Origin of the sequence: Undibacterium sp. CCC3.4 (assembly GCF_034347425.1) — a bacterium.
Taxonomy (GTDB): domain Bacteria; phylum Pseudomonadota; class Gammaproteobacteria; order Burkholderiales; family Burkholderiaceae_D; genus Undibacterium.
Map to the genome: position 1 here is coordinate 3,052,176 of NZ_CP133779.1, position 26,740 is coordinate 3,078,915.

General features: G+C 52.9%; 25 protein-coding genes and 1 tRNA gene. 19 read left to right on the forward strand and 7 right to left on the reverse strand.

The features are described from left to right. Nucleotides 1–33: 33 nt before the first annotated feature. From tsaB to RHM61_RS13595, 4 genes are read left to right on the forward strand one after another with little or no spacing between them, the layout of a single operon-like run. Entirely contained in the window at nucleotides 34–738 is a 705-nt protein-coding gene (gene tsaB, locus RHM61_RS13580) for a tRNA (adenosine(37)-N6)-threonylcarbamoyltransferase complex dimerization subunit type 1 TsaB (protein WP_322247839.1), read from the forward strand. A 7-nt stretch (nucleotides 739–745) separates the two neighbouring features. Next, nucleotides 746–1,210 (forward strand): ribosomal protein S18-alanine N-acetyltransferase, encoded by a 465-nt coding sequence (gene rimI / locus RHM61_RS13585; RefSeq protein ID WP_322247840.1) that lies wholly within the window; start codon nucleotides 746–748, stop codon nucleotides 1,208–1,210. Then, nucleotides 1,207–2,040, forward strand: coding sequence for a uracil-DNA glycosylase (locus tag RHM61_RS13590; protein WP_322247841.1), 834 nt, complete (start codon nucleotides 1,207–1,209; stop codon nucleotides 2,038–2,040). The genes rimI and RHM61_RS13590 overlap by 4 nt, the downstream gene beginning before the upstream one ends. After that, nucleotides 2,040–2,999: a DUF1853 family protein gene (locus tag RHM61_RS13595; RefSeq protein WP_322247842.1), complete on the forward strand. Its 960-nt coding sequence runs from the start codon at nucleotides 2,040–2,042 to the stop codon at nucleotides 2,997–2,999. Before RHM61_RS13590 ends, RHM61_RS13595 begins: the two co-directional genes overlap by 1 nt. A gap of 5 nt (nucleotides 3,000–3,004) precedes the next feature. Here RHM61_RS13595 and lplT read toward each other — a convergent pair whose 3' ends face one another. Next, complete coding sequence (lplT, locus tag RHM61_RS13600; RefSeq protein WP_322247843.1) at nucleotides 3,005–4,267, reverse strand: lysophospholipid transporter LplT; 1,263 nt, start codon at nucleotides 4,265–4,267, stop codon at nucleotides 3,005–3,007. A 168-nt stretch (nucleotides 4,268–4,435) separates the two neighbouring features. Between lplT and radA the strand changes: the two genes are divergently transcribed. Further along, nucleotides 4,436–5,815, forward strand: coding sequence for a DNA repair protein RadA (radA, locus tag RHM61_RS13605; RefSeq protein ID WP_322247844.1), 1,380 nt, complete (start codon nucleotides 4,436–4,438; stop codon nucleotides 5,813–5,815). A gap of 27 nt (nucleotides 5,816–5,842) precedes the next feature. On the opposite strand, the gene hpnE is transcribed toward radA, so the two are convergent. Together hpnE and hpnD are read right to left on the reverse strand one after the other, a co-directional pair. Then, the gene (gene hpnE, locus RHM61_RS13610) at nucleotides 5,843–7,159 is read right to left on the reverse strand and encodes a hydroxysqualene dehydroxylase HpnE (protein ID WP_322247845.1); all 1,317 of its coding nucleotides are present in this window, start codon (nucleotides 7,157–7,159) and stop codon (nucleotides 5,843–5,845) included. Then, the gene (gene hpnD / locus RHM61_RS13615; protein ID WP_322247846.1) at nucleotides 7,152–7,985 is read right to left on the reverse strand and encodes a presqualene diphosphate synthase HpnD; all 834 of its coding nucleotides are present in this window, start codon (nucleotides 7,983–7,985) and stop codon (nucleotides 7,152–7,154) included. Before hpnD ends, hpnE begins: the two co-directional genes overlap by 8 nt. A 243-nt stretch (nucleotides 7,986–8,228) precedes the next feature. Between hpnD and RHM61_RS13620 the strand changes: the two genes are divergently transcribed. Further along, nucleotides 8,229–9,110, forward strand: a complete 882-nt coding sequence (locus tag RHM61_RS13620) for a hypothetical protein (protein ID WP_322247847.1) — start codon at nucleotides 8,229–8,231, stop codon at nucleotides 9,108–9,110. A gap of 104 nt (nucleotides 9,111–9,214) precedes the next feature. Here the strand turns inward: RHM61_RS13620 and RHM61_RS13625 are convergent, their stop codons facing one another. From RHM61_RS13625 to hpnC, 3 genes are all read right to left on the reverse strand, one after another. Then, nucleotides 9,215–9,919: a M24 family metallopeptidase gene (locus RHM61_RS13625; protein ID WP_322247848.1), complete on the reverse strand. Its 705-nt coding sequence runs from the start codon at nucleotides 9,917–9,919 to the stop codon at nucleotides 9,215–9,217. A 45-nt stretch (nucleotides 9,920–9,964) separates the two neighbouring features. After that, entirely contained in the window at nucleotides 9,965–10,111 is a 147-nt protein-coding gene (locus RHM61_RS13630) for a hypothetical protein (protein WP_322247849.1), read from the reverse strand. Nucleotides 10,112–10,276: 165 nt separating this feature from the next. Further along, a complete protein-coding gene (gene hpnC / locus RHM61_RS13635; RefSeq protein WP_322247850.1) occupies nucleotides 10,277–11,086 on the reverse strand; it encodes a squalene synthase HpnC in 810 nt (269 codons plus the stop codon). A 153-nt stretch (nucleotides 11,087–11,239) separates the two neighbouring features. Here hpnC and RHM61_RS13640 point away from each other — a divergent pair, with 153 nt between their 5' ends. The 7 genes from RHM61_RS13640 to lon all read left to right on the forward strand — a co-directional run bounded on the left by RHM61_RS13640 (nucleotide 11,240) and on the right by lon (nucleotide 21,961). Next, complete coding sequence (locus RHM61_RS13640; protein ID WP_322247851.1) at nucleotides 11,240–12,400, forward strand: efflux RND transporter periplasmic adaptor subunit; 1,161 nt, start codon at nucleotides 11,240–11,242, stop codon at nucleotides 12,398–12,400. Beyond that, nucleotides 12,397–15,489, forward strand: coding sequence for an efflux RND transporter permease subunit (locus RHM61_RS13645; RefSeq protein ID WP_322247852.1), 3,093 nt, complete (start codon nucleotides 12,397–12,399; stop codon nucleotides 15,487–15,489). The genes RHM61_RS13640 and RHM61_RS13645 overlap by 4 nt, the downstream gene beginning before the upstream one ends. Before the next feature lie 221 nt (nucleotides 15,490–15,710). Then, nucleotides 15,711–15,797: transfer RNA gene (locus tag RHM61_RS13650), tRNA-Leu, on the forward strand. A 28-nt stretch (nucleotides 15,798–15,825) separates the two neighbouring features. Beyond that, a complete protein-coding gene (tig, locus tag RHM61_RS13655) occupies nucleotides 15,826–17,172 on the forward strand; it encodes a trigger factor (RefSeq protein ID WP_322247853.1) in 1,347 nt (448 codons plus the stop codon). 20 nt (nucleotides 17,173–17,192) lie between these two features. Then, on the forward strand, nucleotides 17,193–17,819 hold the full coding sequence (gene clpP / locus RHM61_RS13660) for an ATP-dependent Clp endopeptidase proteolytic subunit ClpP (RefSeq protein ID WP_322247854.1): 627 nt from the start codon (nucleotides 17,193–17,195) through the stop codon (nucleotides 17,817–17,819). A gap of 213 nt (nucleotides 17,820–18,032) precedes the next feature. Beyond that, nucleotides 18,033–19,298, forward strand: coding sequence for an ATP-dependent Clp protease ATP-binding subunit ClpX (gene clpX, locus RHM61_RS13665; RefSeq protein ID WP_322247855.1), 1,266 nt, complete (start codon nucleotides 18,033–18,035; stop codon nucleotides 19,296–19,298). 239 nt (nucleotides 19,299–19,537) lie between these two features. Next, complete coding sequence (gene lon, locus RHM61_RS13670) at nucleotides 19,538–21,961, forward strand: endopeptidase La (protein ID WP_322247856.1); 2,424 nt, start codon at nucleotides 19,538–19,540, stop codon at nucleotides 21,959–21,961. 84 nt (nucleotides 21,962–22,045) lie between these two features. Here lon and lexA read toward each other — a convergent pair whose 3' ends face one another. Further along, nucleotides 22,046–22,699 carry a transcriptional repressor LexA gene (gene lexA, locus RHM61_RS13675; RefSeq protein WP_322247857.1) on the reverse strand — a complete coding sequence of 218 codons (654 nt, stop codon included), beginning with the start codon at nucleotides 22,697–22,699 and terminating at the stop codon, nucleotides 22,046–22,048. Nucleotides 22,700–22,942: 243 nt separating this feature from the next. Here lexA and rpsF point away from each other — a divergent pair, with 243 nt between their 5' ends. The 6 genes from rpsF (at nucleotide 22,943) to RHM61_RS13705 (ending at nucleotide 26,724) form a co-directional block, all read left to right on the forward strand. After that, complete coding sequence (gene rpsF, locus RHM61_RS13680; protein WP_322247858.1) at nucleotides 22,943–23,311, forward strand: 30S ribosomal protein S6; 369 nt, start codon at nucleotides 22,943–22,945, stop codon at nucleotides 23,309–23,311. A gap of 35 nt (nucleotides 23,312–23,346) precedes the next feature. Further along, the gene (gene priB, locus RHM61_RS13685) at nucleotides 23,347–23,646 is read left to right on the forward strand and encodes a primosomal replication protein N (protein WP_322247859.1); all 300 of its coding nucleotides are present in this window, start codon (nucleotides 23,347–23,349) and stop codon (nucleotides 23,644–23,646) included. 9 nt (nucleotides 23,647–23,655) lie between these two features. Further along, complete coding sequence (gene rpsR, locus RHM61_RS13690) at nucleotides 23,656–23,940, forward strand: 30S ribosomal protein S18 (protein ID WP_110252960.1); 285 nt, start codon at nucleotides 23,656–23,658, stop codon at nucleotides 23,938–23,940. Between the two features lie 26 nt (nucleotides 23,941–23,966). Next, nucleotides 23,967–24,419 carry a 50S ribosomal protein L9 gene (gene rplI / locus RHM61_RS13695; protein WP_322247860.1) on the forward strand — a complete coding sequence of 151 codons (453 nt, stop codon included), beginning with the start codon at nucleotides 23,967–23,969 and terminating at the stop codon, nucleotides 24,417–24,419. Nucleotides 24,420–24,594: 175 nt separating this feature from the next. After that, the gene (locus RHM61_RS13700) at nucleotides 24,595–25,983 is read left to right on the forward strand and encodes a replicative DNA helicase (RefSeq protein ID WP_322247861.1); all 1,389 of its coding nucleotides are present in this window, start codon (nucleotides 24,595–24,597) and stop codon (nucleotides 25,981–25,983) included. Between the two features lie 114 nt (nucleotides 25,984–26,097). Next, entirely contained in the window at nucleotides 26,098–26,724 is a 627-nt protein-coding gene (locus RHM61_RS13705; protein WP_322247862.1) for a DUF47 domain-containing protein, read from the forward strand. The last annotated feature ends 16 nt before the right edge of the window (nucleotides 26,725–26,740 follow it).

Sequence of the window (26,740 nt, forward strand, 5' to 3'; positions counted from 1 at the left end):
CCTTCGAGAGAAGTGACACGGTAAAATACGCCCATGGAAAAGTTAACCGCAATTTTAGCAATAGAAACCTCGACCTCGCTGGCTTCGGCCGCGCTGCTGGTCGGTTCGCATAGTTGGGTGCGCGAACTTAATGGTGTTGAAACTCACTCTCAAGGTATCTTGCCCGCATTGCAAGATTTACTCGCGCAAGCAGGCTTGGCCTTGAGCGATTGTGATGCCATTGCCTTCGGCTGTGGCCCCGGGGCTTTTACCGGCATTCGTACTGCCTGTGGGATTGTGCAGGGTTTGGCCTTTGGTGCAGACTTGCCGGTGGTGCCGGTGGGCAGCTTGCTGGTCATGGCCATGGCCGCGCGTGAACAAAACGACGGCACCGATTTTGTCTGTATTCTCGATGCGCGTATGAATGAAGTCTACTGCGCGCGTTATCGCTGGTTGGCGGGGGTTTGGCAGGAAGTGGTGGCACCGGCGTTGCTGAAACTCGAAGACTTAGTGATAGATCAGGCCCAGACTTGTTGTCTGGTGCTAGGGCAGGGCGTACTCTTGCCAGCGGCGTATGCCGACTGCACACACTTGGCGCTGATGCCGCATGCGCGACAAACCGCTTTGGCCGGCTTGGCGGCGTACCAAGCGGGCTTGACGCTGACGGCGGAATTGGCGCAACCCTTATATTTACGCAATAAAATCGCCTTGACCACGGCCGAACGTCTGGCGCAAAAAAATGCGCCGCGGGAAGGCTGAGATCGCTATGCTTACACATGATTTCGTTGCTTTTGTGAAACTTGGTTATGCCGATATCGATACCGTTTTATCTTTGGAAGTGCAGCTCTATCCTCATCCATGGACGCGCGGAAATTTTACCGACTCTTTGCAGAGCGGCCATGCCGGTTTTGGCTTGCGCGATGCCGAGCACGGCCTGATCGCCTATTGCTTCGTGATGCCGGTCTTGGAAGAGCTGCACTTGCTCAATTTTGCCGTGGCGGGGCAACAGCAAAAGCAAGGCTATGCGCGCGAAATGTTAAATTTATTGCATGACTATGCTATCGAGCAAGGTTTTGCCTCGATGTTGCTGGAAGTACGGCGCAGCAATGCGCGCGCCTTGGCGGTTTATCGCAGCGATGGTTTTCTCGAAATCGGCTGCCGTAAAGCGTATTATCCGGCGGCTGAAGCTGGCCGCGAAGATGCTATTGTGATGCGGAGAATCTATCGATGAACAGCAGCGCTACGGCACAGCGTGCCAGAATGTTGAATGCAATGGGCTTGGGTCCTTTGTGGGTGGAACGTCAGGCCGCACTGGTGCCGCCTGTGCCCGTGTTGGCGGCGGCATCTGTTCCTCCATCTGTCTCTGTTACTGCACCGAGTTCGGCAGCGATGCCGGCAGGCGGTTCGGTGGCTGCTCCGGTTGCGCACGAGCTCGTGTTGCCGCCTGCAGCAGTCGCACCAGCACCAGCACCAGCAATGGCCAGCCTGGACTGGCCGCATTTGCGCGACACGGTGGCACAGTGCCAGGCGTGTGCCTTATGTGGCGGTCGTAGCCACACCGTGTTCGGCACTGGCCAGCATCAGGCGCGCTGGTTGTTTGTTGGTGAGGGGCCCGGTGTGCACGAAGACCAGCAGGGTGAACCTTTCGTTGGCCCGGCCGGGCAATTGCTCGACAATATGTTGTTGGCACTGGGTTTGAATCGACAGAGCACGGCTTATATTACGAATGTGGTGAAATGTCGTGCGCTCGATACCGCGGGTAAAGATCGCTCGCCTCATGCTGATGAAATCGCCGCTTGTTTGCCTTATCTGGAGCGGCAGATCGAATTGCTGCAGCCTCAAGTCATCGTCGCGCTCGGTAAGACGGCGGCGCTGAGCTTACTCGGTTTGGCCGCCGATACGACGCTGGTGAGCTTGCGTGGCCAAGTGCACCAGTACCGCCAGCGTCCCTTGATTGTTACTTTTCATCCGGCTTACTTGTTGCGTAAACCTTTAGAAAAGAGCAAGGCTTGGGCTGATTTGTGCTTGGCGCAGCAAACTTTTTCTGCAACTGTGCCCTGATGCCGACTTCACAGGCAGCGTTTCATCGCAACTGGGGGCATTTACAAGATAGGCATGTCCGCACCTTGGCTTGGTTGTTATGCGCTGCCCCTTTGCTCGATAGCGGGGCCTCGGTATGGCACGGTGCTGGCTTATCACCACGCCTGCCGCCCACTGAGGTGATGGTCGGCATGCTGACGGCACTCGACGCCGCACCGGCAGCCTTACATGCCGCGCTGGCCCAGCGTCCTACTCGGCGTCTCGGTTTGTATGCCGAGCAATTACTGGCTTTTTTTCTGACGCAAACCGGAGAAATGGTCGCGCACGGCTTGCAAGTGCATGACGCTGCGGCACGTACACTCGGTGAATTTGATTTTGTTTTGCGGCAAAACGGCGCTTTGGTGCATTGGGAACTCGCGACCAAGTTTTATCTGTTTTGTCCAAGCGCTCAGTTGGCTCCCGATTTGTACGATTACGTGGGACCGAATCTGGCCGATACCCTCGGCAGTAAGATGCATAAGATTTTGCATCAGCAATTGCTCTTGGGGCAGCAAGCGACGGCGCGTGCCATGTTGCCAGCCGAGATCAGTGAGGCGCATGCTTTGGTGCGCGGCTGGTTGTTCTATGCTCCGGCGCTAGCGCCTGACACCTTGGCAGGGATCGCGGTCGATCATTGTCGGGGCGAGATTTTGACTCTGACGCAATTACGTGCGCTCGCTGCCCCAGGTGGATTGAGCGGCATCTTGCTGGAGCGCTTGGATTGGTTGGCACCGGCCCAGCTGGCAGAAGCCGATGTGCCGACGTGGGCAGCTTTATTGCAAGAAGTCGAACAGCATTTTTCTCATAGTCAGGCCACGCTCTTGTTGGCTTTGGTTCAGTGTGCCGCCGGCCAAGCCCGCGAGCTCAGCCGCGCCATGATCGTCGCCGATGATTGGTGGCAGCAAGCGGCGCAAGCACGTACCGCTTTGCGCCCGGTTTGAAGTCTTCAGTGCTTGTGTTCGCCGATCAAGGCCAGTGAATCGTGTTGGCGTTGATTGGCGTGGTGTTTTTTCATGACCAAGAACATGGTGCAAGCGACGAATACCCCGAACAGGATGGTGACGATCTGGATATTGAGTTTCAGCGAAACCATCACCGCATACACACTGAGCATGACCAGTACCGACAGGTTTTCATTGAAATTTTGCACTGCAATTGAATGACCTGCACTCATCAGCACATGACCACGATGCTGTAACAGGGCATTCATCGGTACCACGAAGAAGCCGGCCAGGATGCCGATCAAAATCAGCAAGGGATAGGCGATCCACACGCTGTGCACGAAAATCATGGTCACCACGACCAAGCCCATGGCGATTCCCACCGGCATCACCGATAGAGATTTTTTCAAAGGTACGAAGCGCGCTGCCGCCACCGCGCCGAGGGCGATGCCGATTGCTACCACGCCTTGCAAAATAGCGGCCTTGTTGAGCGGCATGTTCAGTGATTCTTCTGCCCATTTCAAGACGATGAATTGCAAGGTCGCGCCGGCACCCCAGAACAGCGTCGTCACGGACAGCGAGATCTGCCCCAGCTTGTCGCGCCACAGCGTCATGAAACAGCCGCAAAACTCGGTGATCAAGCGTAGCGGGTGGTGTTGCTGCTGCTTATAGCGGGCGCCGGTGTCGGGAATTCTCAGATTGAAAATTGCTGCTATGCAGTATAGACCGGTAATCACGCACAAGGCAGCTTCGGTGGGGGTGTGAACCGGGAGGTCGATGAAGGGGAAATCGAAGCTGAGTAAAGTGGCCGACACATTCGGGGTAACCAGTGCGCCGCCGAGGACGGTGCCGAGGATGATCGAGCTCACCGTCAACCCTTCAATCCAGCCATTGGCAGCGACCAGACGTTCCGGCGGCAGCAATTCGGTGAGGATGCCGTATTTGGCCGGCGAATAGGCCGCCGCGCCGAAGCCGACTACTGCATACGCCACCAGCGGATGCACTTGTACGAACATGAGTGCGCAGCCGGCGACTTTGATCAGATTGGTGAAGAACATCACGCGGCCTTTCGGGCGCGAATCGGCGAACGCGCCGACGAAGGCGGCCAGCACTACATACGACAACACAAAGAATAATTTCAACAGCGGCGTCATCCATGCGGGCGATTCCATGGAGACCAATAAAGCCATCGAAGTGATGAGCAAAGCGTTGTCGGCCAGCGAGGAAAAAAACTGCGCCGCCATGATCGTATAGAAACCGCGTTTCATGCTGATGATTTGCCTGTGACAAAGAGTTATCGGTCAGCTTTATACCATGAAATTCGGGTGCTTCAACTGAAATAGCATCAGCTTTACCCACAATACTGGGTAAAATATCAGTAGTTATTCAATTTTTTAAACTTATCAGCATGCGCCGCTCGTGCGCAGGGAATCGTGATGGCAAAGGCAAAAACAAATTACACCTGTACCGAATGTGGTGGTATTGGCAATAAATGGGCTGGACAGTGTCCAGCTTGCGGGCAATGGAATACCTTGGTGGAAACCTTGGTCGAAGCGCCGGGAAATCGGTTTTCGGCGCGTCCGCAAAGTTTGGCGCAAACCGCGCCGGTACTTAATTTGGCCGATATTGAGGCGGCCGATGTGCCGCGCTTTGGCACCGGCATTGAAGAATTCGACCGGGTGCTGGGCGGTGGCTTGGTGTCGGGTGGGGTGGTGCTGATCGGTGGCGATCCCGGTATCGGCAAATCGACCTTGTTGTTGCAGGCTTTGGCGAATTTGGCGCAGCTAAAAAAGGTCTTGTATGTCAGCGGCGAAGAGTCGGGGGCTCAGATTGCCTTACGTTCGCACCGCCTCGGTTTGCGTACCGATGGCTTGGCCTTGCAGGCGGAAATCCAATTGGAAAAAATTCTGCAAACCTTGGCCGAGCATCGGCCGCAGGTGGTGGTCATTGATTCTATTCAAACCATGTATTCGGATGCACTCAGTTCGGCACCCGGTTCGGTGGCACAGGTGCGCGAATGTGCCTCGCAATTGACGCGCCTCGCCAAGACCATGGATATCACCATGATTTTGGTTGGCCATGTGACTAAGGAAGGTGCCTTGGCTGGTCCGCGTGTGCTTGAGCATATCGTCGATACGGTATTGTATTTCGAAGGTGATACCCACTCCAGTTTCCGTTTGGTGCGCGCTATCAAGAACCGTTTCGGTGCCGTCAATGAACTCGGTGTCTTCGCCATGACCGAGCGCGGCCTCAAGGGTGTGGCTAACCCGTCGGCGCTGTTTCTGTCGCAGCACGAGACGCAAGTGGCCGGTTCTTGCGTCATGGTTACGCAAGAAGGGACTCGTCCTTTATTGGTGGAAATACAAGCTTTGGTCGACAGCTCGCACGCCCCGAATGCGCGCCGTCTGTCGGTTGGTTTGGAGCAAAACCGCTTGGCGATGTTATTGGCCGTGTTGCACCGCCATGCGGGCGTGGCGGCATTTGACCAAGATGTGTTTATCAATGCCGTCGGCGGCGTGAAAATCGCCGAACCGGCGGCCGATCTGGCGGTCTTGCTGGCGATAAATTCCTCCATGCGCAATAAGCCTTTGCCGCGCAGCTTGGTCGTGTTCGGTGAAGTCGGACTGGCCGGCGAGATACGACCAGCCCCTCGAGGTCAAGAGCGGCTTAAGGAAGCGGCGAAACTCGGTTTCACCATTGCCATGATTCCGAAAGCCAATGCACCGAAGCAGAAAATTGAAGGCTTGACTATCATCGCTGTCGATCGTATCGATGAGGCGATGAATAAAATCCGTGAGATCGACGATATGACGTAGGGAAGCGCGGATTAAATCCGCGCTTTCTTAGCTTAGTGCCGCGGCGCGCAGTCCGCTGTTGACCGCGCCTTCCAGCGTTGATGGGTAAGGGCCGGCGGTATAGTCGCCGGCGAGCAGTAAGCCGGCTTGGCCGGTCTGATTATCGGGACGTGCCAAGGCCACCTTGCAGTTGAAGGTCGCGCGCTTCTCGGTAATGACGCGGCTCCAGCGTGGCGCTGCCAGTTCCGGCATGGCAAAGCTCAGTGCCAATTGCTGAGCGATGGCGGCAGCCAGTGTGCTGTGATCAGGCAAGCCGTGCGCGGCGCTGATGACGACCGCCAATAGGCCGGCTTGACTGGCATCGAGTTGGCCGCGATCGAAGACATATTGCCCCCAGGCTTGTGCTGCGACATCGTCGCGCAGCGCAAACAGTGGACGTGCCAGTTGCAAATCTGCTCGGTATTGTAAATAGCAAGTACAAATCGCGGCTTGTTCAAACGCCGGTACGCTCTCTTCGCCGCAAGTCTGCAGCAAGCGCCGGGCATTATCGGGGTCGCAGGCGACGATGACACCATCGTAGTGCGGCGCGTCGACATCTTGGCTCAGTTGCCATTGACCAGAGGTGCTTCGCTGCAATTGTCGTATCGCTTGTCCGAAATGGACATGTGCACCGCGTTGTAACAGGTATTCGGTGGCACGCTGCGGAAACAAGGAGGATAAATCCATGCGTGGAATCAACATGTCCGAGGCCGCTCTTCGGGCCCCTAAGCTGTCGCGTAAGACATGCAGAAAAATTTGTGCCGATGCCTGTTCGGGCGGCGTATTCAAAGCCGCCAAGCATAGTGGCACCCACATCAGGCGACACAGCCGTTCGCTCTGTTCAAACCCTTGCAGTAATTCAGTGACGCTGCAATCTTCATTGAGCTGCCAATCCATCCAGCGCGCCGTCGAGGAAAAACGGGCGAGTGCCATTTTATCGGCGCGCGTTAAGCCAGTAGCTTGCCAAAGAGCAATGGTCAGATGCAAGGGGGCTGGCCACCAAGTGCTGCGTGGCGCAAGAAAATGCATGCCATCTTCGCCTGGTGGGTAGATCATTTGTAAAGGCAGGCGTAACAAGGCCAGGTCAGGATCGATGCCGACCTGGCGCAGCATCGCCAAGCTGTTGCGGTACGCGCCTAGCAATAAGTGCTGACCATTGTCGAGCGCCATGCCTTGCAGTTCGACACGACGGGCTCGCCCGCCGGCCGTGCGGGTGGCTTCAAACAGACTGACTCGGTGACCTGCTTGATTTAAAGCAATGGCTGCAGCACAGCCAGCCCAGCCGGCACCGATGACGGCGATGTCGCGCGCACCCACCTCAAGCACGCAGGTAAGTTTTCCATGCCAACCAAAGCTTGCGTATTGGCGTCAAGGAAATGCGCTGATTCAAAACGTGGAAGCCATCGTTACGTATTTCTTCCAACAAGCTGCGATAAATCGCCGCCATGATCAAGCCGGTACGCTGGGCGCGCCGGTCTTCCGGTGGCAGCAGGGCGAAGGCTTCATCATACAAGCGTTGGGCCCGTTGATATTGAAACTGCATCAATTCAACAAACTCGGGACTGTGCTTGGCGTTGAGAATATCGGCTGCCGTGACTTTGTATTCTTGCAATTCGTTTACCGGCAAGTAAATCCTGCCTTTGCGCGCATCATCGCCGACATCGCGGATGATATTCGTCATCTGAAATGCCAGTCCGAGTTTTTCCGCGAAACTGCGGGTTTGCGGATTGCTGATGCCGAAAATACTGGCCGACAGGATGCCAACCACGCCCGCAACATGCCAGCAATATTTTTGCAAAGCCTGGAAATCGAGGTAGCGGGTTTGGTTCAGATCCATTTCCATGCCGTCTATGATTGCTTGCAAATGCGCGCCATCGAGTTCGAAGCGACGCATATGAGGCAGCAAGGCGCAGCAAACCGGATGGGTGGGTGTGCCGGCCAGCATGGCTTGAATTTCTTTGCGCCACCAGTTCAGTTTGCTACGCGCGACCATGTCATCACTGCTTTCGTCGACCACATCATCGACTTCGCGACAAAACGCGTAGAGTGCGGTAATGGCGCGCCGTCGTTCGGCGGGCAAAAACAGAAAGCTGTAGTAAAAGCTCGATCCGCTCTGGGCGGCTTTTTGTTGGCAATATTCGTCAGGGGACATTGTCTTCGTATAAGTAATTGGCACAAAACCAAATAAATCGCTATGCTAACAAACTTCATCACTGTGTGAAATGAAATCACGCAGGTAGGAGGCATAGACGTATCGTAATGTAATTGCGACGCAGAATTGTTAACCTGACGCGCACCAGCTCGTATAATAGTGCTTTGGTTGGCGCATTATATGGTCGCTCTGCAAAAAGAGCCCGGCTTTCGCAGTAAAAAACTCTTAATTTGGACAAACATCTTGAATAAATCAAAACTTGCAGGAATTCTGGCCGGACTCGGACTCGTTCTGGTCGGCTGCGGCGGCTTTGTGTACACCACCGTCAGCGGTACCGTCACCGGCTTGGGCACGAGCGGTACCAATTCCTTGGTTCTGCGCAATGAAGGCAATTACCACCAAAGTTTGACGGTTGACGGCACATTTTCCTTTAATGAAGCCAGTAATGCCGTCTACGCCATCACGGTGGCAACCCAGCCAAATTTGGTCAATTGTAGCGTCGCCAACGGCAGCGGCACGATGAACAGTTCGTCCGGCGTGGCCAATGTTGCCGTTACTTGTGTGCCGAATGTGCAAATCGTCGGTAGTATCACCGGTTTACCGGATGGTGACAGTCTCTACCTCAATAATAATATCACCAACACCAGTCAGAGCCTCAACCTCGACGTCGACAGTGCTTCCGCGCTGACCAGTAATGGTACGTTTGTGCTGCCAACCTATGTCGTCAGTGGTGATAATTACAATGTCACGGTGTCGCGCCCACCTGCAGGTAAATTCTGTACCGTCGCCAATGGTGCCGGTTTGGCCAATAATGCCAATGCTGCTGCGGCAGCCAACGTGACCGTTGCTTGCGTGAGTGCGACGCCAGTGACCGTGACGGTGACGGGCCTGACTGCCGGTAATACCCTGGTGTTGACCGATACCTCGACGGCACGAGTTGATAATCTTACATTGACCACCATCGGTGTGTACAATTTCAACTGGTCTTTGTTGACAGGGATGCCATATAAAGTAGCGGTGCTGACTCAGCCGACCGGGCAAACTTGCTCGGTGCAAAATGCCAGCGGTGTTGCCAATCTTGGTAACCCGGCTGCTTCAGCGAATGTCGTGGTCAACTGTATCTGATCACCTCGTTAAATAAAAAAACCGCTGCCACCCTGAGGGGTTGGCAGCGGTTTTTGTTTGGCCAGCGCTGGCGCTGATGTGATCCGCGCTGGCTTTTCTTTATCTTAGAGTTCTTCCAAATTACCCGCTTGATTGAAATAGAAAATACCTTCGCGCTTGAAACCCCATTTACCACCCTTGAGACGAATAAAAGGTTCAAAGCTGAAAAACGGCACGTCTGCGAGCAGGGCATGGTTGTTCGATTCGATATACTGGCGCGCGTCGCGCTCGCTAGCAATGCTGTGACCGACGTTATTGCGGTAATCGAGGTTGACGAAGCCATTTTCGCGAATGCGCATATTGGCCCAGTCGAACAATTGCGCGAAACTGGTTTGTGGCCGTACCAGTTTGAGCATCTGCAAGTGCATTTGCTCTAAAAATCCCAAGCCGTTTTGAAATTCGCGTAATTGCGGCGTCGTCGTGACGCGTCCATTCTCGATCGGAAACGAGCGTGCGCAATCACCCCAGAAGCGGTCGCGAGTCGGGCTCAGGTCGATGGTGACGAGGTTGGAGCGGCCGACCAGTTCTTCGCGCGGTTGATAGTCGCGGCCCGAAATCGATACGCAACTGCGCGAGCCGAGCAATACCAGAGCTGGGCAGGCGTAGTACCACGTATCGGGGTAGCCTTGATCTTGCAGCAAACGATGGGCTTTGTCGGCGATGCTTTTTTCACTGTCTTCGGCCGTGATCAGACTGGCTAATTGGCTCAGCACTGCTTTGGCGGCGGCCTGAATCTGACGATGTTGCTCGATTTCGAGTTCGGTGGGCATGATGTTTTCTATGTCTTGGCTCTGGCTATGGTGAGCTGGCCGGATTTATTTGGCAGCGCTGCCGGTGACGGCACCGACTCCGGCTTTGGTAACATCGACGGCCGTGCCGACCACCGCGCCGCCAACCTTGACCGTGGTCGCTACCGCTACATCGGCAATCGCCAGAACCGTACAACCATTGAGCGAGAGCATGCATAGTAGGAAAAACAAAGGCTTTATACAAGTTTGGTTTTGCATCATCAACTCACGCTCGGGCAGTGGAAAAACTAGGGATAAAGCATACGCGCCACGGTAAAGTGGCTTTTCCGCCATTATGCGCCAAATTGCGCCGATTCATCCGCGCTTCCTTGCTGAAATTTACATTTTCAGTGCGCGCCACAGCAGTAGCGGCCAATCACTGGCGACGATTTTCGGGCGGCGCTGGAATACATCGCCATTGACCGCCTCGATTTTTTCAATGATGCGTAAGCCGCCTTGCACCACCAAGCGTAATTCCCAACCTATCCGTCCCGGCAAGCGTTTCGCCAGACCACTGCCGGACAGCATCAGTGCATGAGCGCGGCGCGTTTGAAACAACATCAAGGCTTGCCAGGCCGGGTCTTTGGCGGGGCCGCTGCAGGCGCGCTCGTCCAGCCCGAAGTGCTGCAAGTCTTCGAGGGGAATGTAGATGCGCTGTTTTTTGATATCGATCGCCACGTCTTGCCAAAAATTAATTAATTGCAAGGCGCTGCAGATTGCATCGGAATCGAGCAGATTTTTTGGGTTGGCGGCACCATACAAATGCAGCATCAGGCAACCGACCGGATTGGCCGAGCGGCGGCAATAATCGAGCAAGCTGGCGTAATCGCTATAGCGCGTGGTGGTAACATCTTGCTTGAAGGCATTTAATAAATCGCGCAATGCTGACACTGGCAACTGATATTCAGTCATCACGGCGGCCAGTGCCTGAAATAAGGGCTGGCTTGAAACCTGCCCGGCAGCGATGCCATCGAGTTCTTGTTCGTACTGTTGCAAAGCCTGCAGGCGCTCGGCTGGGCTGGCATCGCCCTCGTCGGCGAAATCATCGGCGCTGCGGGCGAAGGCGTAGATGGTTTGTACGGCCGGCCGTAAATGCGGCGGTAACAGCATCGACGCAACTGGGAAATTTTCGTAGTGTTCTGTCGGCATAAGGGGAAATTATTTAATGACCGAAAAGTCATTGGCAAAAGCAAAGGCCTTAATTATAATAACTAACCGTTGAGTCATTTATATTTAAGATTGCTGCTGCGCCTACTTTTCGGCGTTTCAGTCTGAACCGCCAGATAGTAAAGGAAAACCCCAGTGAGCATTGTTGCATCCACCGCCGCGCCATCCCCGCGCCTACCTCATTTACCGCGTGGTCGCGCCGCTGTGCGAGGGGTCAGTCTGGCGTTTGCCACACTGACCCTCTTGTCGGCCTGTTCCAAGCCAGTCGAAAAAGACGAAGATATTCGTCCGGTCCGTGCCGTGACCGTGCATGCGGCCAGTGCCGTGGCAGCACTGGAGTTGTCCGGTGAAGTGCGCGCGCGCATAGAGTCGCGGCTAGGTTTTCGGGTGGCTGGCAAGATTATCCACCGCCAAGTCGAGTTGGGTAGCTTGGTGCGCCGTGGTCAAGTCTTGATGCAACTCGATCCGCAAGATTTGGCGCTGGCACAGACGCAAGCCAAGGCCGCGCTGGCGGCAGCTGATAGTAATCGTGAACTGGCGCGCGCAGAGTTGCATCGTTACCAAGAATTGCGTAGCAAAAATTTCGTTGCCGCCGCCGTGCTCGATGCCAAGCAAGTTGCTTGGCAATCGGCACAGTCGGCTTATGAGCAGGCGCTGGCTGCCCATTCCAGTCAAAGTAATCAAACCGGCTACGCCAGTCTGGTGGCTGATGCCGATGGTGTGGTGACGAGCATCGATGCCGAAGTCGGTCAAGTGGTGGCGGCTGGCACGCCCGTTATCCGGGTAGCTCAGAAGGGTGAAATGGAAGTGGTGGTTGGTGTGCCGGAAAATAAAATCAATGGCATTGCGAAAATGAATGATATTCGCGTCAGTCTGTGGGCTGAGCCGGGCAAGACGGTGGCGGGGCGCTTGCGCGAACTATCTCCGATTGCCGACCCGGTTACCCGTACTTACAGTGCCAAGGTGGTGCTACCGACCGAAGCGGCCAATGTGCGCCTCGGTATGACGGCGACGGTACGTTTCGCTCTCGTTACGCCTGATCAAGTGATGCATGTGCCGATGACAGCCTTGCTGCAAGAAAAGGGTAGCGACGCGGTGTGGGTGGTGCGCGATGGCATAGTCAAGCTGACGCCAGTGCGCGTGCTCGGTGCGCAAGGTGAGGAGGCCTTGGTCGCTGGTGGGCTTGCTGATGGTCAAACCGTGGTCACGGCTGGTGTGCATTTCTTAAAGCCGGAGCAACGGGTAACGCTGCTTGGTGCGCCGGCTGCGGCAGCACCAGCGGGAGCGGCGCGATGAGTGGCGCTTCCGGAGGCTTTAATCTATCGCGCTGGGCGCTGGAGCATATCGCGCTGACGCGTTATTTGATGGTAGCACTGCTGTTGGGCGGTATTTTCAGTTTCGGCAAACTGGGCCAAGATGAAGATCCGCCGTTCACTTTTCGCGCCATGGTGGTCAAAGCGGTCTGGCCCGGTGCCACGGCTTTGCAGATGGCCGATCAGGTGACGGATAAGTTGGAAAAGAAATTGCAGGAAACCCCGTATATCGACCGTATTCGCAGCTATTCCAAGCCCGGTGAAACCTTGATTACGCTGGAATTGCGTGAATCGACGCCGCCGAAAGAGGTGCAGCAAGCTTGGTACCAAGTGCGTAAAAAGATGAGCGATATCAAGGATACCCTGCCGCCAGGCGTGATCGGACCGATGTTCAATGATGAATTCGGCGATACCTATGGTTCTATTTTTGCCCTGTCCGGCGATGGCTTCAGCTACGAGCAAGTACGTGAGTACGGTGACTTCGTGCGGCAGCAATTTTTACGCATCCCTGGCGTGGCAAAAGTCGAATTATTCGGTGTTCAAGATGAAAAAATTCAAATTGAATTTTCTCAGAAGAAATTTTCTCAACTCGGTATTTCTTTTGATGCAATCGTCACACAAATCAGTGCGCAAAATGGTGTCGAAGGCACAGGTATCTTGACGACGGCGGCCGATGATCTGCAGGTGCGGGTGTCGGGTGCCTTGATGCAGGCCAAAGATTTGGAAAATTTGCAGTTGCGCGCGAATGGCACCACCTTCCGTCTCGGCGATTTTGCCACCGTCAAACGACAATACCAAGATCCGCCGCACGACACCATGCGCTTCAATGGTAAGGACGTGCTGGGCTTAGGTATTTCGATGGAGAAGGGCGGCAATATTGTCGCACTGGGTACGCATTTACAGGCGACGGTCGCGCAGATCAAGGCCAAATTGCCGGTCGGAATACAGCTCGAGCAAGTCAGTAATCAGCCTGATGCGGTGCAGGCCTCGGTGGGGGAATTCGTTCACACCTTGATTGAAGCGGTGATCATCGTGCTGGCAGTCAGCTTTCTCGCACTCGGCTTGCACACCAAGCCATTTCGGCTCGATATCTGGCCTGGTTTGGTGGTCGGCTTGACGATACCGCTGGTGTTGGCGATCACCTTTTTGTTCATGCATGTGCTTGACATCGACTTGCATAAGATTTCGCTCGGTGCCTTGATCATTGCGCTGGGCTTGTTGGTCGATGATGCCATCATCGCCGTGGAAATGATGGTGCGCAAGATGGAAGAGGGCTTTTCGCGTTTCGATGCCGCCACCTTTGCCTATAGCTCTACCGCCATGCCCATGCTGACCGGTACCTTGATTACCGCTGCCGGATTTTTGCCGATCGGTTTAGCCAAGTCGGCGGCCGGCGAATACACGTTTTCCATGTTTTCGGTCAATGCTCTGGCCTTGTTGATTTCTTGGTTTGCGGCGGTTTTATTTACGCCTTATCTCGGCTTTCTGCTGCTGAAGGTGAAGCCGCATGTGGGTGAGCATGGTCAGCAAGAGCTATTCGATACCCCTTTTTACAGTGCTTTCCGGCGCGCCGTCACCTGGTGTGTCACTTGGCGCAAAACGACCATCGTGATCACGTTGGCGATCTTCGGTCTCGGTATTTTTGGCTTCAAATTCATCGAGCAACAATTCTTCCCTGACTCGAGTCGGCCAGAGTTGATGGTTGAAATGTGGTTGCCGGAAGGCTCTTCTTTCCGCGCTACCGAGGCGCAAACCAAGAAATTCGAAGCCTTCATTAAAAACCAAGAGGGCGTGGCCAGCGTCACCAGTTACGTCGGTAATGGCAGTCCGCGCTTTTATTTGCCGCTCGATCAGATTTTGCCGCAAACCAATGTGACGCAAATCGTCGTGCTGGCGAAAAATTTGAAGGCGCGTGAAAGCTTGCGTTTAAAAATTGCCCACATCTTCAAAGTCGATTTTCCGGAAGTGCGTGGGCGCGTCAAATTACTACCGAATGGACCGCCGGTGCCGTATCCGGTGCAATTCCGTGTGACCGGTTTGGAAGTTGAGCAAGTGCGAAAAATTGCCGACCAAGTCAAGCAAGTCATGCGCCAGAACGCCAATACCTTGGGCGTGAATGATAACTGGAACGAAGCCATTAAAGTGGTACGTATCGATCTCGATCAGGATAAATTACGTGCTGTCGGTGTTACCTCGCAAATGGTCATGCGCGCGGCAAACACGATACTGAGCGGTAGCTCGGTAGGGAAATTCCGTGATGGCAACAAGCTGATCGATATGGTCGTGCGGCAGCCACTTGACGAACGCTCAACCATAGAAGCGCTTGGTAATGCCAATATGCCTACCAGCAGCGGCAAGTCGCTACCTCTGTCGCAATTGGCCACGATTGCACTGGTTTGGGAACCCGGTGTAGTCTGGCGTGAAGGGCGCGAATGGGCGGTGACGGTGCAATCAGATGTGGTGGATGGCATTCAAGGGCCGACCGTGTCGGCGCAGATTTTACCGGCCTTGCAAAGCATCATCGCAAGCTTGCCGCCTGGTTATAAAGTCGCGCTGGCCGGTGCGGCTGCCGACAGTGGTAAGGCACAAGATTCCATCGCTGCCAATGTGCCGCTGGTGGTGTTCATTATCTTTACCCTCTTGATGCTGCAACTGCATAGTTTCTCGCGTGCGCTGTTGGTGTTTTTAACTGGCCCGCTGGGCGTGGCCGGTGCCGCCATGGCGCTGTTGCTGCTCGGTCGACCATTCGGCTTTGTTGCTCAGCTAGGGGTAATTGCGCTGTTCGGTATGATCATACGTAACTCGGTGATATTGATCGATCAGATCGAGCATGATATTGCCGAGGGGACGGCAGCGTGGACGGCGGTGATCGAAGCGGCAGTACGACGCTTCCGGCCGATTATCCTGACCGCTGCCGCTGCGGTGTTGGCCATGATTCCCTTATCGCGTTCGGTATTTTGGGGGCCGATGGCGGTGGCCATCATGGGTGGCTTGATCATTGCGACCGGCTTGACTTTGCTGTTTCTGCCGGCCTTGTATGCGACCTGGTTTCGGGTTCGTCAGCCAGTCTGAAAGGCGCGGCGCCGCCTTGTGCGGCGCAGCGTAGAGTTGACGCCAGGCTTTTTTTTAAGGCAATAAAAAAATAAGACACGCCGCTACAAAATCCAGTAGAATATCGGGCTAGAGTTGTAATGCTACTTGCATGAGATTGGGCGACGATTGCTGTTCGGGTCGCCCTTTGTTTTTGTGTAAGTGCTGCCGGTGTTGCCGGCACGCAGCTGTGCACTCATCCCGCGAGGATGGCGAAATTGGTAGACGCACCAGGTTTAGGTCCTGACGCCAGTAATGGTGTGGGGGTTCGAGTCCCCCTCCTCGCACCACAGAATTTTTACTATTTGGACGATTTTCATGGCAACTGCAGTCGAAACTTTAGATAATTTGGAACGCCGCCTGACGATTTCTTTTCCGGTCGCTGATGTGCAATCGGAAGTTGAAAAACGTTTAAAAGTGCGTGCACGTTCCGCCAAAGCACCTGGTTTCCGTCCAGGTAAAGTACCGATGAAGATGGTTGCTGCTCAGCATGGCTATCAAGTCGAGAGCGAAGTCTTGAACGATAAAGTCGGTCAAGCATTCGCCGCAGCCATAGGCGACAGCGGTTTGCGCGTAGCCGGCTATCCTAACATCGAGCCGGTCGCTGCCGAAGCTGCGGTCGAAGGCGTACTGGGTTTCACTGCAACATTTGAAGTGTATCCGGAAGTGATCGTCGGTGATTTGTCGACTGCTGAAGTTGAGCAAGTTAAGTCCGATGTTACCGATGTTGAAATTGATAAAACCATCGACATCCTGCGCAAGCAGCGCGTGCATTTCCACGTCAAAGGCGAAGCCGGTGAACATGGTGATGGCGGCGAGCCGACGGCACAAAACGGCGATCGCACTACGGTTGACTTCGTCGGTAAAATCGACGGCGTCGAATTTGCCGGCGGTAAAGCTGAAGGCTACGCCTTTGTTTTGGGTGAAGGCCGCATGTTGCCTGAGTTCGAAGCTGCCGCCTTGGGCTTGAAAGCGGGCGAATCGAAAGTATTCGAACTGGCTTTCCCAGCCGACTACCACGGTAAAGATGTGGCCGGCAAAACTGCCGAGTTCACTATTACCCTGACGAAACTGGAATGGGCGCACTTGCCAGCCGTTGATGCAGAATTTGCGAAGACGCTTGGTGTGGAAGATGGCGATTTGGTGAAGATGCGTACTGACATCAAAGAAAACCTCGAGCGCGAAGTCAAAGGCCGTGTCAAAGCCAAGACTAAAGAAAGCGTCATGGATGCCTTGGTGAAAGCTGTTGCATTCGACGTGCCGAAAGCCTTGGTTGCACAAGATGGCGAACGTTTGGCTGAAATGACCCGTCAAGACATGGCCCAGCGCGGCATGAATGTCACGGACGTGCCATTCCCGCTGGAAATGTTTGCAGCGCAAGCAGAGCGTCGTGTTCGCCTCGGTTTGATCTTGGCTGAATTAGTGAAAGCCAATGGCTTGCAAGCAACTTCGGAGCAAATCAAAGCCCAGGTAGAAGATTTCGCGCAAAGTTATGAAGACCCACAACAGGTCGTCAAATATTATTTCAGCGATCGTAACCGCTTGGCTGAAGTCGAAGCCCTTGTATTAGAAGAAAACGTCGTCAACTATGTGCTTGGCAAAGCGAAGGTAGCAGATAAAGCTGTACCGTTCGACGAGCTCATGGGTAACAACGCTCAAGCTTAAGTTTAAAAAAAGGAAATCACATGACAGGCATCATCCGCAATTCGGCGTTGGATACAAATATGCTGGGCATGGTGCCTATGGTGGTCGAACAGAGCGGGCGTGGCGAGCGTTCTTACGACATCTATTCGCGTCTGCTCAAAGAACGTGTGATTTTTTTGGTCGGTCCGGTCAACGACCAGACCGCCAACCTGGTCGTGGCGCAGTTGCTGTTCCTCGAGAGTGAAAATCCGGAAAAAGATATATCTTTATATATCAATTCCCCCGGCGGTTCGGTTTCGGCAGGGATGGCGATTTACGATACCATGCAATTCATTAAGCCTGATGTATCCACGCTGTGTACTGGCTTGGCTGCCTCGATGGGTGCGTTTTTGCTCGCCGCTGGTGCTAAGGGTAAGCGTTTTTCTTTGCCGAACTCGCGCATCATGATTCATCAGCCTTTGGGTGGTGCCCAAGGGCAGGCGTCGGACATTGAAATTCAAGCGCGTGAAATTTTGTATCTGCGCGAGCGCCTCAACGGTATACTTGCTGAAAAAACCGGTCGTAGCCTCGATCAGATTGCCAAAGACACCGATCGTGATAATTTCATGTCGGCCGATACGGCAGCTGAGTATGGTTTGATCGATAAAGTTCTCACGCACCGCGTGTGATTGCTTGAGTTCAAATGAACGCCCGTTACCCAAAAGGTCGGGCGTTTTTTCATTGAATCGGTTTGCCAATTCACCTGCATCAATACCGGTAGCAATGACGTAAACGGTTTTTGCGGGTAAGATGCATCTTATTGCTATGCAAGCAAGCACCGCAAATGTTGAAAATGACAGATCAGCGTTCCCCCTCATTAACTTTGTTTCTATACTCGTATCATGCCCGATAAAAAATCCTCCAGTGGTGAAAAGCTGCTCTATTGCTCGTTTTGCGGTAAGAGTCAACATGAGGTTAAAAAACTCATTGCAGGGCCGTCAGTCTTCATTTGTGATGAATGCATAGATTTATGCAATGACATCATTCGTGATGAAGTCGCCGATATCGATAATATCGCCAGCGCCAGAACCGAATTGCCAACGCCGCAGGAAATCACCGAGTTGCTTGATCAATATGTGATCGGGCAAGTTAATGCCAAGCGTATCTTGGCTGTGGCAGTCTACAACCACTACAAACGCCTCAAGCATTTGGGTAAAAAAGACGATGTTGAATTGGCCAAGAGTAATATCTTGTTGGTCGGCCCTACCGGTTCCGGGAAAACATTGTTGGCGCAAACCTTGGCCCGTATGCTCAATGTCCCGTTCGTGATCGCCGATGCGACCACCTTGACCGAAGCCGGCTATGTTGGCGAAGACGTAGAAAACATTATCCAAAAATTGCTGCAAAATTGTAATTACGAAGTAGAGCGCGCCCAAAAAGGTATTGTCTACATCGATGAAATCGACAAAATCTCACGCAAATCGGATAATCCTTCGATTACCCGCGATGTTTCCGGTGAGGGTGTGCAGCAAGCCTTGCTGAAACTGGTAGAGGGCACCATGGCATCGGTGCCACCACAGGGTGGCCGCAAGCATCCTAATCAGGATTTCATTCAGATCGACACCACCAACATCATGTTCATCTGTGGCGGTGCCTTCGATGGTTTGGCTAAAATCATTTCCGATCGTTCTGAGCGCAGCGGCATCGGTTTCTCGGCCAGTGTCAAGAGTCAGACTGAAAGAAGTGCCAGCCAAGTCATGCTTGATGCTGAGCCGCAAGATTTGATTAAATTCGGTCTGATTCCGGAATTGGTCGGCCGTTTGCCGGTGATTGCTACTTTGAGTGAACTCGATGAAGCGGCTTTGATTCAAATTTTGGTTGAGCCAAAAAATGCCTTGATCAAGCAATACGGTAAATTGCTGGAAATGGAGGGCACGGAACTCGAGATACGTCCGGCGGCACTGCAAGCGATTGCCAAAAAAGCCATTGCCCGCAAAACCGGCGCACGCGGTTTGCGTTCTATCCTTGAGCACGCTTTGCTCGACGTCATGTATGACTTGCCGAGTCATCAAAACGTTGAGAAGGTCGTGATCGACGAGGGAACCATTACCAATGGTGCCAAGCCTTTGTTGATTTACCACGAAAAAGCGAAAGTTGCTGGTGCCTGAACAGCATTTGCTGTGATTGATAGAAAAAAGGGAAGAAATTCCCTTTTTTTACGTGCCGAGCCAACGCGTTTTTTTGAATCGCAGTAGAATGAACTCAGACCATGCGTCTGGCTTCCAGTAAAGCTGCGTAGCCCGAGCTGCGCTCTGCGCAGCTTTTTTTATGGTTTTTTTTTAACTCTGGGCTTGTGTTTTGGCCTTGTGCGCCAACATTAACAACTAGTATTTTTGAAAGGTGCGCCATGACAACTACTCTGATTACCGAGCAAATCCAACTGCCCTTGCTGCCATTGCGGGATGTGGTTGTATTTCCGCATATGGTCATCCCCCTGTTTGTGGGGCGACCGAAGTCAATCAAGGCGCTTGAAGCCGCGATGGAACAAGGAAAGAGCATCATGCTCGCGGCCCAGAAAGCGGCTGCAAAAGATGAGCCTTCTGCCGATGATATCTACGAAATTGGCTGCGTAGCCAATATTTTGCAGATGCTTAAATTACCCGACGGCACCGTTAAAGTGTTGGTCGAAGGTGCGCAACGCGCACGTATTCACAAGATTCACGACACAGAATCGCATTTTTGGGCCGAACTGAGCCCTGTGGCTGCCGAAGAAGAAGATGATTCGGAAGTCGAGGCGATGCGTCGCGCCATCGTTCAGCAATTTGATCAGTACGTCAAACTGAATAAAAAAATTCCACCGGAAATTCTCGCTTCCTTGTCCGGTATCGATGATGCCGGCCGCTTGGCCGATACCATTGCTGCACATTTACCGCTGAAGTTAGAACAAAAGCAAGTGATCCTCGAGATTTTCAGCGTCGCCAAGCGACTCGAGCATTTGCTCGGTCAATTGGAAGGTGAACTCGATATTCTGCAGGTAGAAAAACGCATCCGTGGTCGCGTCAAGCGCCAGATGGAAAAATCGCAGCGCGAGTATTACCTCAACGAGCAAGTCAAAGCGATACAGAAAGAGTTGGGCGAAGGCGAAGACGGTGCCGATATCGATGAACTCGAAAAGAAAATCGTTGCCGCCAAAATGCCGAAAGAAGCGCGCGACAAAGCCATGAACGAGTTGAAGAAACTCAAGATGATGTCGCCGATGTCGGCCGAAGCCACGGTGGTGCGCAATTACATCGATACCATCGTCGCCTTGCCATGGAAAAAGAAATCCAAGGTTAATAATGATCTGACCAATGCCGAGAAAGTGCTCGAGGATGAGCATTACGGCCTCGATAAGGTCAAAGAGCGCATTCTTGAGTATCTCGCAGTCCAACAACGCGTAGACAAACTCAAAGCACCGATATTGTGCTTGGTGGGGCCTCCTGGCGTCGGTAAGACTTCGCTGGGGCAATCGATCGCCCGCGCGACCAATCGTAAGTTCGTGCGCATGGCCTTGGGTGGGGTGCGTGATGAAGCGGAAATTCGCGGTCATCGGCGCACTTACATCGGCTCCATGCCAGGCAAGATTTTGCAAAGCCTGGCGAAGGTCGGTGTGCGTAATCCATTGTTCTTGCTCGATGAAGTCGATAAGATGGGCGCCGATTTCCGTGGTGATCCTTCATCGGCGCTGTTGGAAGTGCTCGATCCTGAACAGAATCATACATTTTCCGATCATTACATCGAAGTCGATTTCGATCTCTCTGATGTCATGTTTGTGGCAACCTCGAATTCTTACAATATCCCGCCGGCGCTGCTCGATCGGATGGAAGTGATTCGTTTGTCCGGCTACACGGAAGATGAAAAGACCAGCATTGCACAACGTTATTTACTGCAAAAACAAATCAAAAACAATGGTTTGAAAGAAGCGGAGATCAGCATTGCGGAAAGCGCGATTCGCGACATCATTCGGTATTACACGCGTGAAGCCGGTGTGCGCGCCTTGGAACGAGAAATTTCCAAGATTTGCCGTAAGGTCGTCAAGATGTTGCTGCTCAAGAAGACCGAAAAGAAAGCCACGATCAATTCTAAGAATCTCGACAAGTACTTGGGCGTGCGTCGCTATGACTTCGGCGTAGCGGTCAAGGACAATCAAGTTGGTCAAGTGGTTGGTTTGGCTTGGACTGAAGTCGGCGGCGATTTGCTGACGATAGAAGCCGTGGCCATGCCGGGTAAGGGTGGCGTGATACGCACCGGCACCCTCGGGGATGTTATGAAAGAGTCGATTGAAGCTGCGCGCACGGTCGTGCGTAGCCGCGCCAAGCGCCTCGGCATCAAGGCGGATGTGTTTGAGAAAAGCGATATTCACATTCACGTTCCTGAAGGCGCGACGCCGAAAGATGGTCCCTCGGCCGGTATTGCGATGACCACTGCCTTGGTCTCGGTGTTTACCGGTATTCCGGTACGGGCCGATGTCGCCATGACGGGTGAAATCACTTTGCGTGGTGAGGTTTTACCGATTGGTGGCTTGAAAGAGAAGTTACTGGCGGCACATCGCGGCGGCATCAAAACCGTCTTGATACCAGAAGAAAATGCCAAGGACTTGACCGAGATTCCCGATAATGTGAAAAACAAACTCGAAATCATTCCGGTGCGCTGGATTGATAAGGTGTTGGAAATCGCACTCGAGCGTATGCCGCAGGAATTGCCCGAGCCTGAACTGGTGGCGGCGGTGGCTGTTGCCGCTGCAGCTGCAGTGGTTGAGCCGGTGGTTGATCTCACCGTGGTCAAGCACTGAGCCTTACTTGAATAAAAAATGCCCGCGCAGTGTACTGCGCGGGCATTTTTTTTGGCACCAAACGGCGTACCGATCAGCTGCAGATCACACCCAATTGCGCATCAGGCCGACGGCCAAGCCTTCGAGCGAAAAATCCTGTTCCTGGTCATCGATGCGGATGGTCGAATAATCGGGGTTTTCCGGGATCAATTCTATGCAATTACCGGTCTTTTTGTAACGTTTGACGGTAACATCATCACCGAGGCGGGCGACGATGATCTGGCCATTGCGCGCTTGATCTGATTTTTTAACTGCCAGCAGATCGCCGTCGAGGATGCCGGCGTCGCGCATCGACATGCCGCGTACCTTGAGTAAAAAATCGGGCTTGGCAGAGAATAAGGCCGGATCGAGTTGATAGCTGGCTTCGATGTGCTCGCTGGCGAGTATCGGTGAGCCGGCGGCGACGCGCCCGACCAGGGGTACGCTGAGCTGCAGCAGCGCCGCCGGCACGGCGAAGTGTGCGCCGGTAATGTGGCTGGACAAGGCTGATTCAAGCAGGCGAATGCCGCGCGAGGTGCCGGCGGCGATTTCGATCACACCTTTGCGTGCCAGTGCTTGCAAATGCTCTTCGGCGGCATTGGTCGAGCGAAACCCGAGCTCATTGGCGATTTCGGCGCGGGTCGGGGGGAATCCGGTATTGTGGATCGCGTCTTTGATCAGATTTAGGATTTGTTCCTGGCGGGCGGTCAGCTTAAGCATGAGGTGGCGGCGCACGTAATTGCGCTGTATATATGAACAGTCTGTATTTTTATACAGTGTCGCATTATGTGCAAGGAAATTCTGCTTTGTTTGCCTTAGCGGCCGTCAATCTCTGTTCCGTAGTCGACAAGTGAGGGAAGTGATTGAATGAAATGAAAAACTGGGTTACACTTGTTGGCTTTCCTCTTCCTGCACTCGTCTTGACGCCGAGGCAGGCTATTTTATTGTCCACAAGGAGAATATATGCGTCATTATGAAATCGTATTTATCGTACATCCCGATCAGAGCGAGCAAGTGCCTGCAATGATCGAACGTTACAAAGCCAGCGTTGTTGCACGTGGTGGTCAGGTTCACCGCGTTGAAGATTGGGGCCGTCGTCAATTGGCTTACATGATACAAAAATTGGCTAAAGCACACTATGTTTGCATGAACATTGAGTGCGATGCAGAAACATTGCTTGAGCTGGAAACAGCATTCAAATTCAATGATGCGGTTCTGCGTCACCTGACAGTCAAACTGAAAAAAGCTGAAATCACTCCATCGCCAATGATGAAAGCGGTTCAGAAAGAAGACGCAGCAAAAGCTTCGCGCGTCGAAGCCCCGGCTGCTTAATTCGTTTGATTTGAAGAAGGTCGTCTGAAAAAAGAGTGAATCACCTCCAAGTTGTTGCGCGCATCATAGAGAAATCGCCGTTGCGCTACACCCCAGCCGGTATACCGATCGCATCTGCTACTTTGATGCACAGTTCCCGGCAGGTCGAAGCCAACATCGAGAGATTGGTCGAATTTGAAATGACTGCGCAAGCCGCAGGGCAAATTTCAGCACAGTTCGCCAGCTTGCCGATGGAAGTAGAGATGGTTTTCACTGGTTTTTTAGCACGCAAAAATCGCAACAGCAAAAGTCTCGTGTTTCACATCAATGAAATCGGGACCAATTTACTAGATTAGGAGCCAAAAATGGCATTCGGTAAAAAATTTGATAAAAGCAAACTGAAGCAAAAGCGTCAGCAACAAAACCCTTTGTTCAAGCGCAAAAAATTCTGCCGCTTCACAGCAGCACATGTAGAAAAAGTTGATTACAAAGATATCGACACCTTGAAAGATTTCGTGCAAGAAAACGGCAAAATCATGCCAGCACGTTTGACTGGTACGAAAGCTTTGTACCAACGTCAAGTTGACACGGCGATCAAGCGCGCACGCTACTTAGCGTTGTTGCCATACACTGATCTGCACACAGCGTAATTGACGGCAAGGTATAGGAGAAAAATATGCAAGTTATTCTGATGGATAAAGTCGTTAATCTCGGCAACCTCGGTGATGTAGTTCGTGTTAAAGATGGTTATGCACGTAACTTCCTGATCCCACAACGCATGGCTCGCCGTGCGACAACAGCAGCGATCGCCGAATTCGAAGCGAAGCGCGCTGAACTCGAAAAAGCTGCAGCAATCAAATTGGCAGCAGCTCAAGCTCAAGGCGAAAAACTGGAAGGTTCTACCGTTCAGATTTCCCAAAAAGCTGGCGTGGATGGCCGTTTGTTCGGTTCTGTCACGAACTCTGATATCGCTGAAGCCTTGGCTAAGCAAGCTTGCGTAGTTGAAAAATCGCAAGTGCGTTTGCCACAAGGTCCGTTGAAAACAACGGGCGATCACGCGGTAGCTGTTGCATTGCACACAGACGTCGTTGTGAACATCACCGTAACAGTAGTTGGCGAGCACGCATAATTGCTGTAAAGTGAAGTAACAAAAAAAGCCGGGGATGACCCGGCTTTTTTCATGTGCGCTAGAAATTATTTATACCATTTCGATGCCTGTTTGCATTGTTGTTTAAAATAAACTCTCAGCGTTCTCCTCGTATGTAATCGTTTTGTAACATGATTTAGCAGGTATAATGCGCGCCATGAAAGCCGCTTCTGATCCGCAACTTGACGCTATTCGCGTCCCTCCTCACTCCATAGAAGCAGAGCAATCTGTTCTTGGCGGCCTGTTACTTGATAATGCTGCTTGGGATCGTATTGCTGACTTCATCAGAGAGGAAGATTTCTATCGCTATGATCACCGCATTATTTTTCAATGCATGATCAAGCTCATCAATTCTTCTCGTCCAGCTGACGTGATCACAGTCTTTGAGGCGCTCAGCAGCGTGGGCAAAGCCGATGATGTTGGCGGGCTCAGTTACCTTAATGCATTGGCGCAAAATACGCCCTCAGCCGCAAATATCCGCCGTTACGCTGAAATCGTGCGTGATCGCGGAATTTTACGTAAGCTCATCACGGTTTCCGATGAAATCGCCGGCAATGCATTCAATCCGCAAGGCAAAGAAGTCAAGCAAATGCTCGATGAAGCCGAATCAAAAATTTTTGCGATTGCCGAAGAAGGTTCGCGTGGTGCCCAAGGCTTTCAAGCGATTCAACCGCTGCTCACGCAGGTGGTCGAACGGATTGATGAATTGTATAACCGCGATAATCAAAACGATATCACTGGGGTGCCAACCGGCTTTGCCGATTTGGATAAAATGACCTCAGGCTTGCAGCCAGGCGATCTCGTTATTGTTGCCGGTCGACCATCTATGGGTAAGACCGCGTTTTCGCTCAATATCGGTGAACATGTCGCGATCGAGAGCGGCTTGCCGGTTGCCGTGTTTTCGATGGAAATGGGCGGGGCGCAGTTGGCCATGCGTATGCTCGGTTCGGTTGGTCGGCTCGATCAGAGTCGTTTGCGGGTAGGCAAGCTCAGCGATGAAGATTGGCCGCGTCTGACCCATGCGATACAAAAAATGAACGATGCCCAGTTGTATATCGATGAAACACCGGCCTTGAGCTCGATCGAGTTGCGCGCCCGTTCACGCCGCTTGGCGCGTCAGTGCGGCAAGCTTGGTTTGATCATTGTCGATTACTTGCAATTGATGTCGGCCAATTCTGCCGGTGAAAACCGTGCCACCGAAATTTCAGAAATTTCCCGTAACTTGAAGGGCTTGGCGAAAGAATTGAATTGCCCGGTGATTGCCTTGTCGCAGCTTAACCGTTCGCTCGAGCAGCGTCCGAATAAGCGTCCGGTGATGTCGGATTTGCGTGAATCGGGCGCGATTGAGCAAGATGCCGACGTGATCATGTTTATTTACCGTGATCAGGTGTACAACCCTGATTCGCCCGACAAAGGCACGGCCGAAATTATCATCGGTAAGCAGCGTAACGGACCGATCGGCAGTGTGCGTTTGACCTTCCTCGGTGAATACACGAAATTTGATAATTACGTCGGTTCGCTGTCGGTGTATGGTGATAACGAATAAATAGTAGAAATAGGCCGTACAAATAAGCAGCAGTTCTGGGTGGCCACGGCCACCTACTCATACTCAGTACGACGGGGATGGGTCAATTAGATTTTTATTTTCAGTGAGAAAAAAATGTTTGGACGCTTCATGCCTACCGAAGGCAAATTCTTTGAACTCTTTAACCAACATGCAGAGCTCTGCGTCAAAGGTTCGAAAGAAATGCTGGCCTTGATGACGAATTTTGATGATCTCGAAATTCGGGTTCACGCGATTGAAAGTCTGGAAAAGCAGGCCGATACCGTAACCTATCAAACGATTGAATTGTTGCATAAAACATTCATCACGCCGCTTGATCGCGATGACATTCATCAACTCATCACGCGCATGGATGACATTCTCGATTTGCTCGAAGATGCGGCGCAAACTATCTCGCTCTACGATATCCGTGAGATCACCCCGGAAGCCAAGCGTTTGGCCGAGTTGTGCCTGGCGTGTGCGGAGAAGGTGAAGTCTGCAGTCGGCTTGCTGCATAATATGGATAATTCGCGCGAAATTCTGACGATCTGCGAAGAAATCGACCGTCTTGAATCGGATGCCGATCATGTCATGCGTGCGGCGATGTCGAAATTATTCCGTGATGAACCGGACGTGCGCAATCTGATCAAGTTAAAAGCGATTTATGAAATTCTCGAAACTGTGACCGATCGTTGTGAAGATGTCGCCAACATTATCGAAGGCATCATCGTCGAAAACGCCTGATTAGGCCGTGCCTCGC

Bases quoted from the DNA above. Each gene is read 5' to 3' on its own strand.
- RHM61_RS13700 (WP_322247861.1), top strand. From the start codon at position 24,595: ATGAAAGCCGCTTCTGATCCGCAACTTGACGCTATTCGCGTCCCTCCT.
- hpnD (WP_322247846.1), bottom strand. From the start codon at position 7,985: ATGTCCCCTGACGAATATTGCCAACAAAAAGCCGCCCAGAGCGGATCG.
- rpsR (WP_110252960.1), top strand. From the start codon at position 23,656: ATGGCATTCGGTAAAAAATTTGATAAAAGCAAACTGAAGCAAAAGCGT.
- tsaB (WP_322247839.1), top strand. From the start codon at position 34: ATGGAAAAGTTAACCGCAATTTTAGCAATAGAAACCTCGACCTCGCTG.
- rpsF (WP_322247858.1), top strand. From the start codon at position 22,943: ATGCGTCATTATGAAATCGTATTTATCGTACATCCCGATCAGAGCGAG.
- lplT (WP_322247843.1), bottom strand. From the start codon at position 4,267: ATGAAACGCGGTTTCTATACGATCATGGCGGCGCAGTTTTTTTCCTCG.
- lon (WP_322247856.1), top strand. From the start codon at position 19,538: ATGACAACTACTCTGATTACCGAGCAAATCCAACTGCCCTTGCTGCCA.
- clpX (WP_322247855.1), top strand. From the start codon at position 18,033: ATGCCCGATAAAAAATCCTCCAGTGGTGAAAAGCTGCTCTATTGCTCG.
- RHM61_RS13630 (WP_322247849.1), bottom strand. From the start codon at position 10,111: ATGCTCTCGCTCAATGGTTGTACGGTTCTGGCGATTGCCGATGTAGCG.
- radA (WP_322247844.1), top strand. From the start codon at position 4,436: ATGGCAAAGGCAAAAACAAATTACACCTGTACCGAATGTGGTGGTATT.
- lexA (WP_322247857.1), bottom strand. From the start codon at position 22,699: ATGCTTAAGCTGACCGCCCGCCAGGAACAAATCCTAAATCTGATCAAA.
- clpP (WP_322247854.1), top strand. From the start codon at position 17,193: ATGACAGGCATCATCCGCAATTCGGCGTTGGATACAAATATGCTGGGC.
- RHM61_RS13590 (WP_322247841.1), top strand. From the start codon at position 1,207: ATGAACAGCAGCGCTACGGCACAGCGTGCCAGAATGTTGAATGCAATG.
- hpnC (WP_322247850.1), bottom strand. From the start codon at position 11,086: ATGCCGACAGAACACTACGAAAATTTCCCAGTTGCGTCGATGCTGTTA.
- rplI (WP_322247860.1), top strand. From the start codon at position 23,967: ATGCAAGTTATTCTGATGGATAAAGTCGTTAATCTCGGCAACCTCGGT.
- RHM61_RS13595 (WP_322247842.1), top strand. From the start codon at position 2,040: ATGCCGACTTCACAGGCAGCGTTTCATCGCAACTGGGGGCATTTACAA.
- rimI (WP_322247840.1), top strand. From the start codon at position 746: ATGCTTACACATGATTTCGTTGCTTTTGTGAAACTTGGTTATGCCGAT.
- RHM61_RS13625 (WP_322247848.1), bottom strand. From the start codon at position 9,919: ATGCCCACCGAACTCGAAATCGAGCAACATCGTCAGATTCAGGCCGCC.
- RHM61_RS13645 (WP_322247852.1), top strand. From the start codon at position 12,397: ATGAGTGGCGCTTCCGGAGGCTTTAATCTATCGCGCTGGGCGCTGGAG.
- RHM61_RS13705 (WP_322247862.1), top strand. From the start codon at position 26,098: ATGTTTGGACGCTTCATGCCTACCGAAGGCAAATTCTTTGAACTCTTT.
- tig (WP_322247853.1), top strand. From the start codon at position 15,826: ATGGCAACTGCAGTCGAAACTTTAGATAATTTGGAACGCCGCCTGACG.